The sequence below is a fragment of the Pseudomonas sp. genome (assembly GCF_049300855.1).
Taxonomy (GTDB): domain Bacteria; phylum Pseudomonadota; class Gammaproteobacteria; order Pseudomonadales; family Pseudomonadaceae; genus Aquipseudomonas.
The window spans coordinates 36104-50389 of record NZ_JBAQKH010000016.1 but is presented as its reverse complement, the minus strand read 5'-3'; the positions used below and the strand labels follow the sequence as shown (position 1 = coordinate 50389).

Genomic DNA, 14286 nt, shown 5'->3' with positions numbered 1-14286 from the left:
GAAGCTTACGGTTGGTAGTTAGAATTCGGAGTAGCCGTTGAGAAGCCACATATTGTCATCTGCGTAATAAATCAGGAGTAGTAATGAAGGCTGTCTGGAATTTAGGTGTTGGGCTAGGGGTCATGTTGTGGGCGATTGCGAGCTTCATCTTGACTGTGACGCTGCATTTGCTTTTAACGCTTTTTCCGCTGGAACCATATTTGGCGGGGTGGCCGTTCGCGATGTCGATTTTACTGAGCATTGTTTTTTTTGTTATCTCAGTGTTCGCAAGGCGCGACCAAAAAGTCAGTATTACAATAGTGCCCGAAGGCCTTGTATTTCGTGACGACGCTGTGGGGTACAAGCGTGAAGATCTGATTCGTAATGAAGATATAAAGTCAGTGCGATTGCGGCGTAATCCATTTTTCAAAACGCTTATCTTTGATCTAAAAGAGCAGAACCAAAAATTCTCTTTAAGTAACGTGATGTTACCCGATGAGTTTGTTGCGCAAGCGCGTGCTCGTATTGTTAAATGAGTTAGTTTCCTTGCTGCTCATTTTTCGGAATACTGAATCAAACGTTATTTTCTCAGTCGCGCGAGGAAAGCCACGCGTTAAAGCATATCAACATGCGGTGGTTTTTCAGGCTGGGGTAGGGGTCTCTCAAAAATAGTACTTTTATTAGTACGTTTCCCTGACTTATGTAGGACGGTTCCTGGACGAATAAATCGGGTTTACTTCACCCGGTTGTTTGCCTATAGTTCGCCCGTCATCGACCAGTCGATGACCGATCTTAGCCGGTCGAAACAAGATGGAATATTCATAAACCATTGGAGTTTGACCATGGCTGATTATCGTCCCCTGCAAGGCAACCTCAGCACCACCCCCACGCTCTACATCGACACCGAAGCCAAGGCCTCGGCCCTGCTCGAAAACGCAAAATATCGAATCAAGACGGTGCGCAACATGCTCAACAGCGTCAGTTGCCTGTGCGTCAAAGACGCCGAAGGCCATGATCTGGAACATTTCGCCAGTGCCGCGCATCTCCTGCTTCAGGACGGCTGTGACGCGCTGGATGCGTTGGGCTGGAAACTGGATAGAGTCGCGCCCGGACTTTGAAAGTAAAAAGCCGCGATTGTGTCGCGGCTTTTTTGCATCTGTCAGAACCCGCGCCGAATGCGGTTTTTCAGTTGGTCGTGGAATACCTCTGCGTTGCGTTTGTAGGTGCCGCTAAAGGATTCATTGCTCGAATCCAGCGTCATCGAACGCTTGCTCGACACCTCATCACGATACGCATCGATAAAGAAATTCAGATCTTTATCCGTGCTCAACTTCGGCCACTTGTCCAGGTACAACGGCAATTCTGCGGGGCCGGTCTTGAACGAGCAGATCCTGCGGTTGCTGATAGTCGCCTCACCAATTTCGAACGGCACCCACCACGACAGCGCGGTCTTCTCCGACACCACCGCCAGCAAGTGCGTGCACTCAGTGATGTTGCGGGTGATGACGCCGGTGATGTCATCGGTGGTTTGCGATTCAGGGTCGAGCACGTCGAGGTAGGTCTTGATGTTGGCCTGCATCAGGCGGCTGTTGATGGCGATGGCGTGGGCGCGGTCCATATGGCGGTAGCTGATGAAGACGGGCATCAGAAGTGTCCTTTGAGGGCGAGTTCGCGGTAGTAGGCGCCGAGAGCGGTGAGGCGGCAGCCGGTGGAGTTGATGGCGGCGTAGTACATGTGGTCGGCGTCTACCGGTTCGATCAGGCTGTGGCGATTGCACATTTGCAGTTGTTTGAAGATGTCGCCGTGATCGGAATCGAACGAGGGGTCTGTGGGCTCGTAACTTGGATCGAGCCTGAACACGAAGCTGGGATCGGAAAACCAGTCTTTGAGTTTGCGCAGGGTTTCCTCGGGAATGAGCGGGGCGACTTCACGCAGCGGTACAAACTGCGAAACGTTGGTCTTGAACACCGGGCGCTGTTCCCAGGCGCCCAGTGCATTGTCGACAAACGAGTAAACGCTACCCGGCGTGACCTTGCCGAGCACATTGGCGGCCCCGCCGTGCAGCGCTTGCAGCAACAAATCGGTGAATACGCCATGGCCGCGACTTTCCAGGGCGGACTGTTCTTTTTTACAGGCCGTGAGAATGGTCATGCCTTCGCCAATCACACTGCTCCCACCGCGCAAACCGCGCATTGCAGCGGCCGCGCCAGCCTGGCAGCAATCGAGGATGATGATTTTGTTTTTGATCTGCGACGCCTGATCAGCCCACAGCAGAATGTCGCTGATGCGAATCCCTTCCCCGCCGTGTTTGAAGTCCTGCGGAATCAGCAGCCCTTCGTCGATGCTGGTGTCGAACTGGCCGTGGCCGGCGAAGTACAACAGCGCTACATCGCAATCGCCGGAATACAGACTCTGGATCTGTTGCTTCAGGGTGTTGAGTGTCAGGTTTTCCTCAGATGAGGTCAGCACTTTACTGCTGAAGTTCGGGCGCCCGTTGGCGTGACGTTCCAGCACCGACGCCATGGCCATCGCATCGTTGTTGCAGCCGCTCAATGGTGCGACGTGCTGGTAATGATTGATGCCGATAAACAGTCCCTTGCGCATGGTTACACCGCCGTGTGCAGGCGAATTGCGCTAACGATGCTTTTGGTGCTCCACGCGCATTCGGCGTTCGCGGCGTTGCGCACGACCGTGGAAATGCGCTCGGCGCCGAAAGGCTTGATCGCGATGATCACTTTGCCCATGCGCTTGGCGATCTCGATTTCCTTGTTGATCCACTTGCTGTAGGTCGAGTACATGCCAGCCATGATCAGCACCGCCGAGCAAGGGCGGATCTTGTTCTCGATGGCTACCTCCAGTTGCTGGTCGGTTTGCGCGCCCATGATCGGGTTGTGCGGCGGTACGGAAAAATTCTTGAAGGTGAAACCCGGTTGCGCGCCGAGCAGGCGGACCAGATTGTCATGGGCGTGGGAGTAGTTCCACGAATGGCTGATGAACAAATGATAGGTTTGCATGGGGTTCCTCGGAAGTCGCGAAAGTGCGAAGGAGGAAGTGACTGTAGGCATCTGCGTGACGCCTACAAGGTGCTGAAGGCAAAAGAGAAATGTCCTGCAAACAGGCGCGCTAAAGCCCTACAGAAAGGTCTGACGTTTAAGCGTTCGGGGGATTTGCAGGGTGTGATCCTACGGCCGGCAGCCCTGTGTGTCAGGGCCGCCGGCACGGCTGTTTAATAGCCGTTTTCAGGCAGGCTGGCGATGATCGAGCGGTAGCTGTTCATCCGTTGCTGCTGCACGCGGCCGTCTTCCAGCGCCTTGAGCAACGCGCAACCCGGTTCACGGTCGTGCTTGCAGTCGCGGAAGCGGCAGGTGCCGAGCAGGTCATCGAACTCGATGAAACCGGCTTCGACGTCGGCGCGGCTAACGTGGCCCAGGCCGAACTCACGGATACCCGGGGAGTCGATCAGCTCACCGCCACCGGGAAAGTGGAACAGGCGCGCGGTGGTTGTCGTATGCGTGCCCTGGCCGGACAGCTCGGACAACGGCCCGACGCGGGTTTCGACTTCAGGCAGGAGGCTGTTGACCAGCGACGACTTGCCGACGCCGGACTGGCCGACGAACACGCTGATGCGCCCGTCGAGCTGCTGTTGCAGTTGTTCCATGCCATTGCCGTGGTGCGCGGACACTTCCAGCACCGGATAACCCAGCGTGCGATACACCGCCAGCAGCGCATTGAGCGCCGGGGCGTTCTGCTCGTCGATCAGGTCGAATTTGTTCAGCAGCAGTAACGGGCGGATGCCGGCGTGTTCCGCCGCAACCAGATAGCGGTCGATCAGGTTCGCATGCGGCTCGGGCAGCGGCGCGAAGACGATGACGATCATGTCGACGTTGGCCGCGACCGGTTTGAGCTGGCCACGGCTGTCCGGGCGGCACAGTTCGGTGGTGCGCGGCAGTTGCGCGACGATCACCCCGATGCCCTGGTTGCCGGCACGCCAGACGACCGTGTCGCCGGTCACCAGTGCGGGCAGGTTGGCGCGCAAGTGGCAGCGGAACACTTGACCGGCCTGATCGCCGTCAACAGCTTCGACCTCGACCTGCACACCGAAGTGGGCGATCACCAGGCCGGTTTGTTCCGGGCCCAGGTCGCCGCCCTCCAGGGCTTCGACAGCCGAGGACTCGCGTTTGGCGGCGCGTGCGGCGCGCTCGCCCTGAATCTTTTCGATGCGCCAGTTTTGACGACGATTGAGTTGGCGTTTGGCCATGGGTGTTCCGTCTGAAGAATGCAGCGATTAGGTAAAACGGCCGCGAGTTTAGCACGCCCGGCCACCGGCCTAGGCTAAACTGCGCAGCATTGCCTAGGAGCCGACATATGCCAAACCCGCAGAACCTGATCTGGATCGACCTGGAAATGACCGGTCTGGATCCGGAAAACGACGTCATCATCGAAATGGCCACCATCGTCACCGACAGTGACCTCAACACCCTCGCTGAAGGCCCGGTGATTGCCATCCACCACAGCGACGAAGTGCTCGCGCGGATGGACGAATGGAACACCCGCACCCACGGCAACTCCGGCCTGACCCAGCGCGTGCGCGACAGCCGTATCAGCATGGCTGAAGCCGAGGCCGAAACCATCGCCTTTCTGGAAAAATGGGTGCCGAAGGGCAAGTCGCCGATCTGTGGCAACAGCATCTGCCAGGACCGTCGCTTCCTTTATACCCACATGAAAGGGCTGGAAAGCTACTTCCACTACCGCAACCTCGACGTTTCCACGCTCAAGGAACTGGCCGCGCGCTGGGCACCGGACGTGCGCGACAGCTTCAAGAAGGGCAGCACGCACTTGGCGCTGGACGACATCCGCGAATCGATCGCCGAGTTGCAGCACTACCGCAAGCACTTCATCAAGTTCTGATTCCTGGCGGTGGGGGGGCAAAGCCTGCAACTGCCCTCTTTTGGTGCCGCACCGAAATGGCTAGACTGCGCGCCTTCCTGCCTGGATCGCCACCATGTTGCTGATGCTCTATCTGATCGCCATCACCGCTGAAGCCATGACTGGCGCCTTGTCTGCCGGACGTCGCGGCATGGACTGGTTTGGTGTGGTGCTGATTGCCTGCGTCACGGCATTGGGTGGCGGTTCGGTGCGTGATGTGCTGCTCGGGCATTACCCGCTGACCTGGGTCAAACACCCTGAATACCTGGTGCTGACTTCGGTGGCGGCGATGTTCACCGTATTCACCGCACGCTGGATGCGCCACCTGCGCTCGCTGTTTCTGGTGCTCGACGCGGTCGGGCTGGTGGCATTCACCCTGATCGGTTGCATGACCGCGCTGGAAATGGGCCACGGCATGCTGGTGGCTTCGGTCAGCGGCGTGATCACCGGGGTCTTCGGCGGCATCCTGCGCGACATCTTCTGCAACGACATCCCGCTGATCTTCCGCCGGGAACTGTATGCCAGCGTCTCGTTTGCGGCGGCGTGGTGCTACATGCTCTGCCTGTATCTGAACGTGCCTGGCGAGCAGGCCATCCTCATCACCCTGTTCGGCGGCTTCCTGCTGCGGCTGCTGGCGATCCGCTTTCACTGGGAAATGCCCAAGTTCGTTTACAACGACGCGCCTTGAAATCGGGTGCGCGCTGCGGTCGAAATATCCTGTCGGGATTGTTGAATAGTTTGCGGGGTGCAAACAGGGTACAAATGAATTAAATGGGGTATTTGTAGCTTTAAATACCCCCTTTAGCCATTTCTCCCCCATTCAACAGGCATCCTGAAATGCACTCCCTGACTCCAAAGTTTCTCGGTTCCTTGCGCTATAACGGATCGCAGATCGCGACGCTGAGAGCATTGGGAGAATTCCGAGGCAAGCAACAGCTATTCATAGCTCAATCGCCTCAGGTTTTAGACGATCTGAAACAGCTTGCTGTAATTGAATCAACTGAGTCGTCCAACCGCTTGGAGGGTGTGACTGTTACGCCCGCGCGCTTGAAGTCGCTGATGAGCAAAACCAGCGACCCGCAGAGTCGATCTGAACAGGAAATTGCGGGTTATCGCGATGCGTTATCACTCATCCATGAAGCGGCCGAGGACATGCCTTTTTCTGAGGGTGTCCTGAGGCAACTACACAGTTTGCTCTACCGCTATCTGCCGCAGTCGGGTGGTGACTGGAAAGCGACAAACAACGACATCATTGAGCGTAACCCCGACGGAAGTTCGCGGGTTCGTTTTCAACCAGTGGCCGCACATCTAACGCCTATTGCAATGGCTGAAATGCTGATGCAATACCATCTGGCAGCTCAGCAAAATCTAGCTGACCCTCTCGTCCTGATACCGCTCACCGTTCTGGATTTTCTATGCATCCATCCATTCTCGGATGGTAATGGCCGTGTAGCTCGTTTGTTGACGTTACTACTGCTTTACCAGTTCGATTATCGAGTCGGGCGCTTCATCAGTCTTGAGCGGATATTTGAGGAATCAAAGGAAGGCTATTACGAGACGCTGGAGATGAGCTCTCAACGATGGCACGACGGCACGCACGACGTGCAACCCTGGATGGATTATTTCTGGGGTGCATTACTTCGAGCGTACAAAGAGTTCGAAGAGCGCGTCGGAACTATCGATACGCGTCGTGGCGGAAAAAGTGACCGGGTCAGGGAGGTAACTTTGGGTAGAAATCTACCTTTTTCTATTACAGAAATTGAAGAATCTTGCCCCGGAGTGAGCCGAGACACAGTACGTTCAGTTCTGCGTGCCCTGAAGGCCGAGGGGTTGATTGAGCCTACCGGCAAGGGGCGTAGCGCGAAGTGGAGAAAACCAGTTGGAATTCAGCGATAACGTTAGCTGCTGCGTTCAGCATGTTGCTTAAGCGCCCACTCCACATGCTCGCGCACCAACTCTGACGGATAGTCCCGCCGCGCCTTCAGCGCTTCCAGTACCGGAATGCTCGAGGGTGCATTGCCCAGCCCCACCGCCAGATTGCGCAACCAGCGCTCATACCCGGCGCGGCGCAGCGGTGAGCCTTCGGTACTGCTGAGAAATTTGTCTTCATCCCACATGAACAGTTCAGCCAGTTCAGCATTGTCCAGATTGTGCCGTGGCTTGAAGTCGCTCTCCCCGGAAGGCTTGGCGAAGCGGTTCCACGGGCAGACGATCTGGCAGTCGTCGCAACCGAACACGCGGTTGCCGATCAGCGGGCGCAGGTCTTCAGGAATCGCGTTTTTCAGCTCGATGGTCAGATAAGAGATGCAGCGGCGCGCGTCCAGCACATAGGGGCCGACGAAGGCGTTGGTCGGGCAGATATCCAAACACGCGGTGCAGCGGCCGCAATGTTCGGTGCTGTGTGGTTCATCCACCGGCAGCGGCAGGTCGACGAACAGTTCGCTCAAGAAGAAATAACTGCCGGCCTTGCGGTTCAATACCAGGGTGTTTTTGCCGATCCAGCCCAGCCCGGCCTGTTCGGCGATGGCTTTTTCCAGCACCGGGGCGCTGTCGACAAACGCGCGGAAACCGAACGGGCCGATCTCGGATTGAATCTTGTCGGCCAATTGCTGCACACGTTTACGGATCAATTTGTGGTAATCGCGGCCCAAGGCATAACGCGACACGTAAGCTTTTTCCGGTTGCGCCAGCATTTGCGCCATTTGCGTATCGCCCGGCAAGTAGTCCATGCGCAGCGAAACCACGCGCAACGTGCCCGGCACCAGCTCTTCGGGGTGCGAGCGTTTGCTGCCATGGGCGCCCATGTAGTCCATTTCGCCGTGATAGCCGGCCTCGAGCCAGCGCGCGAGGTGTTGCTCGTGTTCGGCGAGATCCAGACCGCTGATGCCGACTTGCTGAAAGCCCAGCTCGCGGCCCCAATCCTTGATCGATTGGGCGAGGGCGGGCAGGTCTGTGGTGATGGCGGACATGAGGCGAGAGAAACCGGAGCTGAGGTGCGTATAATTCTGCCAGACATCGGAGTCCGAAGACGCATGCCGCACACGAAAGATGAATTACCCGACGCGCTGTATGGCGCCGCACAGGTGCGCGAACTCGATGCACGGCTGATTGCCGCTGGTACGCCGGGCTTCGAATTGATGCAGCGTGCCGCGCATGCGACGTGGCGCGCGTTGCTGCGGCAGTGGCCTTCGGCGACTGAACTGACGGTGCTGGCCGGGCATGGCAACAATGCCGGTGACGGTTATCTGGTCGCGGCCATGGCGCAGCGGGCCGGGTGGTCGGTGCGGGTGTTGGCAGTCGGCGATCCGCAGCGGTTGCAGGGCGATGCCGCGCAGGCGCATGCCGCAGCGTTGGCACAAGGTGTCGCGGTGCAAGGCTGGCAACCTCAAAGTGAACTGCGCGGGGTCATTCTCGATGCGTTGCTCGGTACGGGGTTGAGCGGCGAGGTGCGCGAGCCGTACGTCTCGGCGATCAACGCCATCAACGCCAGCGGTTTGCCGGTGACAGCCGTAGATATCCCTTCCGGGCTGTGTGCCGACACCGGACACGTGCTGGGTGTCGCCGTACAGGCCGATCTGACGGTGACTTTCATCGGCCTGAAACTCGGTTTGTTCACCGGGGACGCGGCGGATCACATCGGCGAATTGCTGTTTAACGATTTGCAGACAAGCGCCGACATCTATCGTGACATCCCGGTGATCGCCCAACGACTTAACACGGCTAATCTTCCGAGGTTGGCGGCGCGCGCACTGACTTCGCACAAGGGCCGTTTCGGCCATGTGCTGTTGATCGGTGGCGATCACGGTTTTGGTGGGGCGATTCTGCTCAGCACCGCTACGGCTCTGCGCAGTGGCGCGGGCATGATTTCGCTGGCGACCCGGCCAGAACACGTGCCGGCGGCGCTGACCCGTGTGCCGGAAGCCATGGTGCTCGGCACGTCATCGGCCAATCAATTGATGGGCCTGCTGGAAAAAGTCTCGACACTGGTCGTCGGGCCTGGCCTCGGTCAGGCCAGTTGGGGGCGCGCGCTGTTGTCGGCGGCAGCCAACGCAGCACTGCCGCAAGTGTGGGACGCCGACGCGCTGAATCTGTTGGCGAGCGGCTTCGTGGCGTTGCCCAAGGACTGCGTGATCACCCCGCACCCGGGCGAAGCGGCGCGTCTGCTGGGGATCAGCACTGCCCAAGTGCAAGCGGATCGTCCGGCAGCGGCGCTGGCGTTGAGCAAAAAATATACAGCTGTCGTGGTGTTGAAAGGCGCGGGCAGCCTGATCGCGCATCCCGACGGACGTCTGGCGTTGTGTCATCAGGGCCATCCGGCGATGGCCACCGCAGGTCTCGGCGACGTGTTGGCTGGTTTGACCGGTGCACTGCTGGCGCAAGGCATGGACGGCTTCGCGGCGGCGTGTCTGGCGGTCTGGCTGCACGCCAATGCCGGTATGCAACAAGGAAAACTGGGCCGTGGGCTGGCGGCCAGTGATTTGATTCCAGCCATTCGTCAGTTGTTGGAGGAGCATGCACCGTGTCTGAAGTAACCCTGTACCTGGCCGATGAACAGGCCATGAGCGACTTTGGCGCACGGATCGCCCGCGTGACCCAGGGCCATGGCCTGATTTTTCTCGAAGGCAACCTGGGGATGGGCAAAACCACGTTGTCGCGCGGGATCATTCGCGCGCTGGGCCATGTCGGCGCGGTAAAAAGTCCGACCTTCACTTTGGTCGAGCCCTACGAGATCGGTGACATCCGCGCCTTCCACTTTGACCTGTATCGACTGGTCGATCCGGAAGAGCTGGAGTTTCTCGGCATCCGCGACTACTTCGAAGACGATGCGATGTGCCTGATCGAATGGCCCGATAAAGGTGCAGGCTTTTTGCCAAAGCCGGACCTGACCATTACCATTAGCCCGCAAGACAGCGGGCGTTCGCTGAAAATTTTATCCCAGGGCTCGCGTGGCGAGGCCTGGTGTGCCGCTTTGGCATTGGAATCCAATTAAATGATGGGGTTAGGTATGCGCTTTCGCGCGTTGGTGGCTGCCGCTGGACTGTTGTTGATGGCAGTAACCGTCAACGCTGTGGCCGATTCGAAGGTCAACAGCGTGCGCCTGTGGCGGGCGCCGGACAACACGCGACTGGTGTTCGACCTGAGCGGCCCGGTACAGCACAGCGTGTTTACCCTGACCTCGCCGGATCGGCTGGTGATCGACATCAACGGTGCCACCCTCGGTGCACCGCTGAATGTGCAGACCGCGAACACGCCGATCACCGCAATGCGTTCGGCCCAGCGCACGCCGACCGACCTGCGCGTGGTCATCGACCTGAAAAAAGCCGTCACCCCGAAAAGCTTCTCGCTGGCGCCGAACGCGCAGTACGGCAACCGTCTGGTGGTCGACCTGTTCGATAACCCGGCCGACGCCGCACCGCCGCCTGCGCCAACCCCGCAGGTTGCGACCGTTCCGGCGGTGCCGGTAACCCCGACCGAACCGGCGATCAAGTTGCCGCCAGCCCCGGCCGGCAAGCGCGACATTATTGTCGTGATCGACGCCGGCCACGGTGGCGAAGACCCGGGTGCATCCGGCTCGCGCGGCCAGCGTGAGAAAGACGTGGTACTGCAGATCGCCCGCGAACTGCAGCGGCAGGTCAACGGCATGAAAGGCTTCCGCGCCGAACTCACCCGTACCGGCGATTACTTCATCCCGTTGCGCGGTCGTACCGAAATCGCCCGCAAGAAGGGCGCCGACCTGTTCGTCTCGATTCACGCTGACGCCGCGCCGTCTGCCGCCGCCTTCGGTGCCTCGGTGTTTGCCCTGTCTGATCGCGGTGCCACGTCGGAGACCGCGCGTTGGCTGGCCGACAGTGAAAACCGTTCCGACTTGATCGGTGGTGCCGGCAACGTCAGCCTCGACGACAAGGACCGCATGCTCGCCGGCGTGTTGCTCGACCTGTCGATGACGGCCTCGCTGACCTCCAGCCTCAACGTCGGGCAGAAAGTCCTGACCAACATCGGCCGCGTCACGCCGCTGCACAAACAGCGCGTGGAGCAGGCCGGGTTCATGGTGCTGAAGTCGCCGGATATCCCGTCGATCCTGGTCGAAACCGGGTTTATCTCCAACGCCAACGAGGCGAACAAGCTCTCGGCCTCGAGCCACCAGCAAGCACTGGCGCGTTCGATCAGCAGCGGCGTGCGCCAGTTCTTCCAGCAGAACCCGCCACCGGGCACCTACATTGCCTGGCTGCGTGATTCCGGCAAGATCGCCCAGGGCCCGCGTGATCACCGCGTTGGCCCGGGCGAAACGCTGGCGATGATCGGTGTGCGCTATCAGGTGTCGCCGGCGACGCTGCGCAGCGCGAACAATCTGAAAAGTGATGAGTTGAAAGTCGGTCAGCACTTGACCATTCCTGGCACCGAACTGGCGTCCAAAGAATGAACGAAGTGTTGAGCGCTGCCGCCCGCATCGAACTGCTCAGCCCGCGGCTGGCGAACCAGATTGCCGCTGGTGAGGTGGTTGAACGCCCGGCTTCGGTGATCAAGGAGCTGTTGGAAAACAGCCTCGACTCCGGCGCCAAACGTATCGATGTCGACGTTGAGCAGGGCGGTGTCAAGTTGCTGCGGGTTCGTGACGATGGCAGCGGCATTTCTGCCGATGACTTGCCGCTGGCACTGGCCCGTCACGCCACCAGCAAGATCCGCAACCTCGAAGACCTCGAACAGGTAATGAGCCTCGGTTTCCGTGGTGAAGCACTGGCGTCGATCAGCTCCGTGGCGCGCCTGACCCTGACCTCGCGTACGCGCGATGCCGATCAAGCGTGGCAGGTGGAAACCGAAGGCCGTGACATGGCGCCTCGGGTTCAACCGGCAGCGCATCCGGTCGGCACCTCGGTGGAAGTTCGCGACCTGTTCTTCAATACCCCGGCGCGACGCAAATTCCTCAAGACCGAAAAAACCGAATTCGATCACCTGCAAGAAGTGATCAAGCGTCTGGCGCTCGCGCGTTTCGACGTCGCGTTTCATCTGCGCCACAACGGCAAGACCATTCTCAGCCTGCACGAGGCCCACGATGATGCGGCCCGCGCGCGGCGTGTGGCAGCCATCTGCGGCTCGGGTTTTCTCGAACAGGCGTTGCCGATCGAGATCGAGCGCAACGGCTTGCACCTGTGGGGCTGGGTCGGTCTGCCGACCTTCAACCGCAGCCAGGCGGATTTGCAGTATTTCTTTGTGAATGGTCGGGCGGTGCGCGACAAACTGGTCGCTCACGCGGTGCGTCAGGCTTATCGCGACGTACTGTTCAACGGCCGTCATCCGACCTTTGCGCTGTTTTTCGAGGTTGATCCGGCGGCGGTCGACGTCAACGTGCACCCGACCAAACACGAAGTGCGCTTCCGTGACGGGCGCATGGTGCATGACTTCCTTTACGGCACCTTGCACCGCGCGCTGGGCGATGTGCGGCCGGAAGACCAGCTCGCGGGTTCCGTGACCACTGCTGTCGTGCGGCCAACCGGCCTCGATGCCGGGGAATTCGGCCCGCAGGGCGAAATGCGTCTGGCGGCCAATGCACTGCTCGAGCAACCGCAGGCGCAACCGGCGTTCAATACCTCGTCAGGTGCCAGTGCTGGCGGCGCTTACCAGTATCAATACACGCCGCGCCCGCAATCGGCGGTGCCGCCGGCTGCCGAGGCGCAAGCCGCGTACCGCGAATTTTTCGCGCCGCTGCCTGAGGCCAATGCCAACGCATTGCCGGCCGGTCAGGAAGACATTCCGCCACTCGGTTACGCACTGGCGCAGCTCAAGGGCATCTACATCCTGTCCGAGAACGCCCAAGGTCTGGTGTTGGTGGATATGCATGCCGCCCACGAACGGATCATGTACGAGCGTCTGAAAATCGCCATGGCTAGCGAAGGTCTCAGTGGTCAGCCGTTGCTGGTGCCGGAATCGCTGGCGGTCAGTCAGCGCGAAGCCGATTGCGCCGAGGAACATGCGGCGTGGTTCCAGCGTCTGGGCTTCGAATTGCAGCGTCTGGGCCCGGAAACCCTGGCGATCCGCCAGATTCCGGCGTTGTTGAAGCAGGCCGAAGCCAACCGCTTGGTCGGCGACGTGCTCTCGGACCTGATGGAATACGGCACCAGCGACCGGATTCAAGCACATCTGAATGAATTGCTCGGCACCATGGCCTGCCACGGCGCGATTCGCGCCAACCGGCGCCTGGCCTTGCCGGAAATGAACGGCCTGCTGCGTGACATGGAAAACACCGAGCGCAGCGGTCAATGCAACCATGGCCGACCGACCTGGACCCAACTGGGCCTGGACGATCTGGACAAACTGTTCTTGCGCGGTCGTTGATGAGCCAGCTCCCTCCAGCGATTTTCCTGATGGGCCCGACCGCTGCGGGCAAGACCGATCTGGCCATCGAGCTGACCAAGGTGCTGCCGTGCGAGCTGATCAGTGTCGATTCGGCACTGGTCTATCGCGGCATGGACATTGGCACCGCCAAGCCTTCGAAAGAACTGCTGGCCGAATATCCGCACCGTTTGATCGATATTCTCGATCCGGCTGAAGCCTATTCGGCTGCGGATTTCCGTCGCGATGCCCTGCAAGCCATGGCCGAGATCACCGCACGCGGAAAAATTCCGCTGCTGGTCGGCGGCACAATGCTCTATTACAAGGCTTTGGTTGATGGCCTGGCCGATATGCCAGCGGCGGATCCCGAGGTTCGCGCGCAGATCGAAGAAGAGGCTCAACGCCTTGGCTGGCAAGCCCTGCACGACCAGTTAGCGGTCATCGATCCGGTATCTGCGGCGCGCATTCATCCGAACGATCCGCAGCGCCTGAGTCGCGCGCTGGAAGTTTATCGGGTCAGTGGTCAGAGCATGACCGAACTGCGCCGGCAACAATCTGCGCAAAGTACTGAAGCAGCCGCTTCGGGACTGCAACAATTGCCCTATACTGTCGCGAACTTGGCCATTGCCCCGGCAAATCGTCAGGTATTGCACGAGCGCATTAAACAAAGATTCACAATTATGTTGGAACAGGGATTCATCGACGAGGTCGTAGCCCTGCGTAAAAGAAGTGACCTGCATGCCGGGTTGCCGTCTATACGTGCAGTAGGTTACCGCCAAGTCTGGGACTACCTGGATGGCAAACTGACTTTGGCCGAAATGCAGGAGCGCGGCATCATCGCCACGCGCCAATTGGCCAAACGCCAGTTCACCTGGCTGCGCAGCTGGGAAGATATACACTGGCTGGACAGTCTTGATTGCGACAATCTGCCACGCGCCTTGAAATACCTTGGGACCATCTCCATATTGAGCTGAGTCCTTGCAATTGCCGTCTATCCTTGGGGGTGTGACGGCCAAAGCCATCTGAATTACCTATTTTTTATTATTGAATCCT

At 59.3% G+C, this 14286-nt stretch carries 15 protein-coding genes; 10 read left to right on the top strand and 5 right to left on the bottom strand.

All coding sequences use genetic code 11. The annotated features are described in order from the left end of the window. The first annotated feature begins 83 nt into the window (after positions 1-83). Both WA225_RS05380 and WA225_RS05375 read left to right on the top strand, forming a co-directional pair. Positions 84-515 carry a hypothetical protein gene (locus WA225_RS05380; protein WP_422607138.1) on the top strand — a complete coding sequence of 144 codons (432 nt, stop codon included), beginning with the start codon at positions 84-86 and terminating at the stop codon, positions 513-515. Between the two features lie 306 nt (positions 516-821). Further along, on the top strand, positions 822-1097 hold the full coding sequence (locus tag WA225_RS05375; RefSeq protein WP_422607137.1) for a hypothetical protein: 276 nt from the start codon (positions 822-824) through the stop codon (positions 1095-1097). Between the two features lie 41 nt (positions 1098-1138). Here the strand turns inward: WA225_RS05375 and WA225_RS05370 are convergent, their stop codons facing one another. The 4 genes from WA225_RS05370 to rsgA form a co-directional block, all read right to left on the bottom strand. Next, positions 1139-1624 (bottom strand): toll/interleukin-1 receptor domain-containing protein, encoded by a 486-nt coding sequence (locus tag WA225_RS05370; RefSeq protein ID WP_422607136.1) that lies wholly within the window; start codon positions 1622-1624, stop codon positions 1139-1141. Then, positions 1624-2583 (bottom strand): caspase family protein, encoded by a 960-nt coding sequence (locus tag WA225_RS05365; protein ID WP_422607135.1) that lies wholly within the window; start codon positions 2581-2583, stop codon positions 1624-1626. Before WA225_RS05365 ends, WA225_RS05370 begins: the two co-directional genes overlap by 1 nt. Before the next feature lie 2 nt (positions 2584-2585). Further along, on the bottom strand, positions 2586-2993 hold the full coding sequence (locus WA225_RS05360) for a TIR domain-containing protein (protein WP_422607134.1): 408 nt from the start codon (positions 2991-2993) through the stop codon (positions 2586-2588). A gap of 212 nt (positions 2994-3205) precedes the next feature. Then, on the bottom strand, positions 3206-4237 hold the full coding sequence (rsgA, locus tag WA225_RS05355; RefSeq protein WP_034151654.1) for a small ribosomal subunit biogenesis GTPase RsgA: 1032 nt from the start codon (positions 4235-4237) through the stop codon (positions 3206-3208). Positions 4238-4344: 107 nt separating this feature from the next. On the opposite strand from rsgA, the gene orn reads away from it, so the two are divergent. The 3 genes from orn to WA225_RS05340 all read left to right on the top strand — a co-directional run bounded on the left by orn (position 4345) and on the right by WA225_RS05340 (position 6801). Next, positions 4345-4887, top strand: a complete 543-nt coding sequence (gene orn / locus WA225_RS05350) for an oligoribonuclease (RefSeq protein WP_016985703.1) — start codon at positions 4345-4347, stop codon at positions 4885-4887. Between the two features lie 94 nt (positions 4888-4981). After that, positions 4982-5593, top strand: a complete 612-nt coding sequence (locus WA225_RS05345; RefSeq protein WP_422607133.1) for a trimeric intracellular cation channel family protein — start codon at positions 4982-4984, stop codon at positions 5591-5593. Positions 5594-5742: 149 nt separating this feature from the next. Continuing rightward, positions 5743-6801 carry a Fic family protein gene (locus WA225_RS05340; RefSeq protein ID WP_422607132.1) on the top strand — a complete coding sequence of 353 codons (1059 nt, stop codon included), beginning with the start codon at positions 5743-5745 and terminating at the stop codon, positions 6799-6801. A 2-nt stretch (positions 6802-6803) separates the two neighbouring features. Here WA225_RS05340 and queG read toward each other — a convergent pair whose 3' ends face one another. Next, positions 6804-7874 carry a tRNA epoxyqueuosine(34) reductase QueG gene (gene queG, locus WA225_RS05335; protein WP_422607131.1) on the bottom strand — a complete coding sequence of 357 codons (1071 nt, stop codon included), beginning with the start codon at positions 7872-7874 and terminating at the stop codon, positions 6804-6806. 63 nt (positions 7875-7937) lie between these two features. On the opposite strand from queG, the gene WA225_RS05330 reads away from it, so the two are divergent. From WA225_RS05330 to miaA, 5 genes are read left to right on the top strand one after another with little or no spacing between them, the layout of a single operon-like run. Then, the gene (locus tag WA225_RS05330) at positions 7938-9437 is read left to right on the top strand and encodes an NAD(P)H-hydrate dehydratase (RefSeq protein ID WP_422607130.1); all 1500 of its coding nucleotides are present in this window, start codon (positions 7938-7940) and stop codon (positions 9435-9437) included. Beyond that, complete coding sequence (gene tsaE, locus WA225_RS05325) at positions 9425-9895, top strand: tRNA (adenosine(37)-N6)-threonylcarbamoyltransferase complex ATPase subunit type 1 TsaE (RefSeq protein WP_422607129.1); 471 nt, start codon at positions 9425-9427, stop codon at positions 9893-9895. The genes WA225_RS05330 and tsaE overlap by 13 nt, the downstream gene beginning before the upstream one ends. Before the next feature lie 57 nt (positions 9896-9952). Continuing rightward, the gene (locus WA225_RS05320; protein WP_371850959.1) at positions 9953-11326 is read left to right on the top strand and encodes an N-acetylmuramoyl-L-alanine amidase; all 1374 of its coding nucleotides are present in this window, start codon (positions 9953-9955) and stop codon (positions 11324-11326) included. A gap of 8 nt (positions 11327-11334) precedes the next feature. Further along, positions 11335-13236 (top strand): DNA mismatch repair endonuclease MutL, encoded by a 1902-nt coding sequence (gene mutL / locus WA225_RS05315; RefSeq protein WP_180698227.1) that lies wholly within the window; start codon positions 11335-11337, stop codon positions 13234-13236. Next, positions 13236-14207 carry a tRNA (adenosine(37)-N6)-dimethylallyltransferase MiaA gene (gene miaA / locus WA225_RS05310; RefSeq protein WP_422607434.1) on the top strand — a complete coding sequence of 324 codons (972 nt, stop codon included), beginning with the start codon at positions 13236-13238 and terminating at the stop codon, positions 14205-14207. The genes mutL and miaA overlap by 1 nt, the downstream gene beginning before the upstream one ends. Positions 14208-14286: the final 79 nt, after the last annotated feature.

What these genes read in the sequence shown, in the direction of transcription:
- orn (WP_016985703.1), top strand. Translation starts at nt 4,345, where the DNA reads ATGCCAAACCCGCAGAACCTGATCTGGATCGACCTGGAAATGACCGGT.
- WA225_RS05375 (WP_422607137.1), top strand. Translation starts at nt 822, where the DNA reads ATGGCTGATTATCGTCCCCTGCAAGGCAACCTCAGCACCACCCCCACG.
- rsgA (WP_034151654.1), bottom strand. Translation starts at nt 4,237, where the DNA reads ATGGCCAAACGCCAACTCAATCGTCGTCAAAACTGGCGCATCGAAAAG.
- WA225_RS05330 (WP_422607130.1), top strand. Translation starts at nt 7,938, where the DNA reads ATGCCGCACACGAAAGATGAATTACCCGACGCGCTGTATGGCGCCGCA.
- WA225_RS05380 (WP_422607138.1), top strand. Translation starts at nt 84, where the DNA reads ATGAAGGCTGTCTGGAATTTAGGTGTTGGGCTAGGGGTCATGTTGTGG.
- miaA (WP_422607434.1), top strand. Translation starts at nt 13,236, where the DNA reads ATGAGCCAGCTCCCTCCAGCGATTTTCCTGATGGGCCCGACCGCTGCG.
- WA225_RS05345 (WP_422607133.1), top strand. Translation starts at nt 4,982, where the DNA reads ATGTTGCTGATGCTCTATCTGATCGCCATCACCGCTGAAGCCATGACT.
- WA225_RS05360 (WP_422607134.1), bottom strand. Translation starts at nt 2,993, where the DNA reads ATGCAAACCTATCATTTGTTCATCAGCCATTCGTGGAACTACTCCCAC.
- WA225_RS05340 (WP_422607132.1), top strand. Translation starts at nt 5,743, where the DNA reads ATGCACTCCCTGACTCCAAAGTTTCTCGGTTCCTTGCGCTATAACGGA.
- WA225_RS05365 (WP_422607135.1), bottom strand. Translation starts at nt 2,583, where the DNA reads ATGCGCAAGGGACTGTTTATCGGCATCAATCATTACCAGCACGTCGCA.
- WA225_RS05320 (WP_371850959.1), top strand. Translation starts at nt 9,953, where the DNA reads ATGGCAGTAACCGTCAACGCTGTGGCCGATTCGAAGGTCAACAGCGTG.
- WA225_RS05370 (WP_422607136.1), bottom strand. Translation starts at nt 1,624, where the DNA reads ATGCCCGTCTTCATCAGCTACCGCCATATGGACCGCGCCCACGCCATC.
- queG (WP_422607131.1), bottom strand. Translation starts at nt 7,874, where the DNA reads ATGTCCGCCATCACCACAGACCTGCCCGCCCTCGCCCAATCGATCAAG.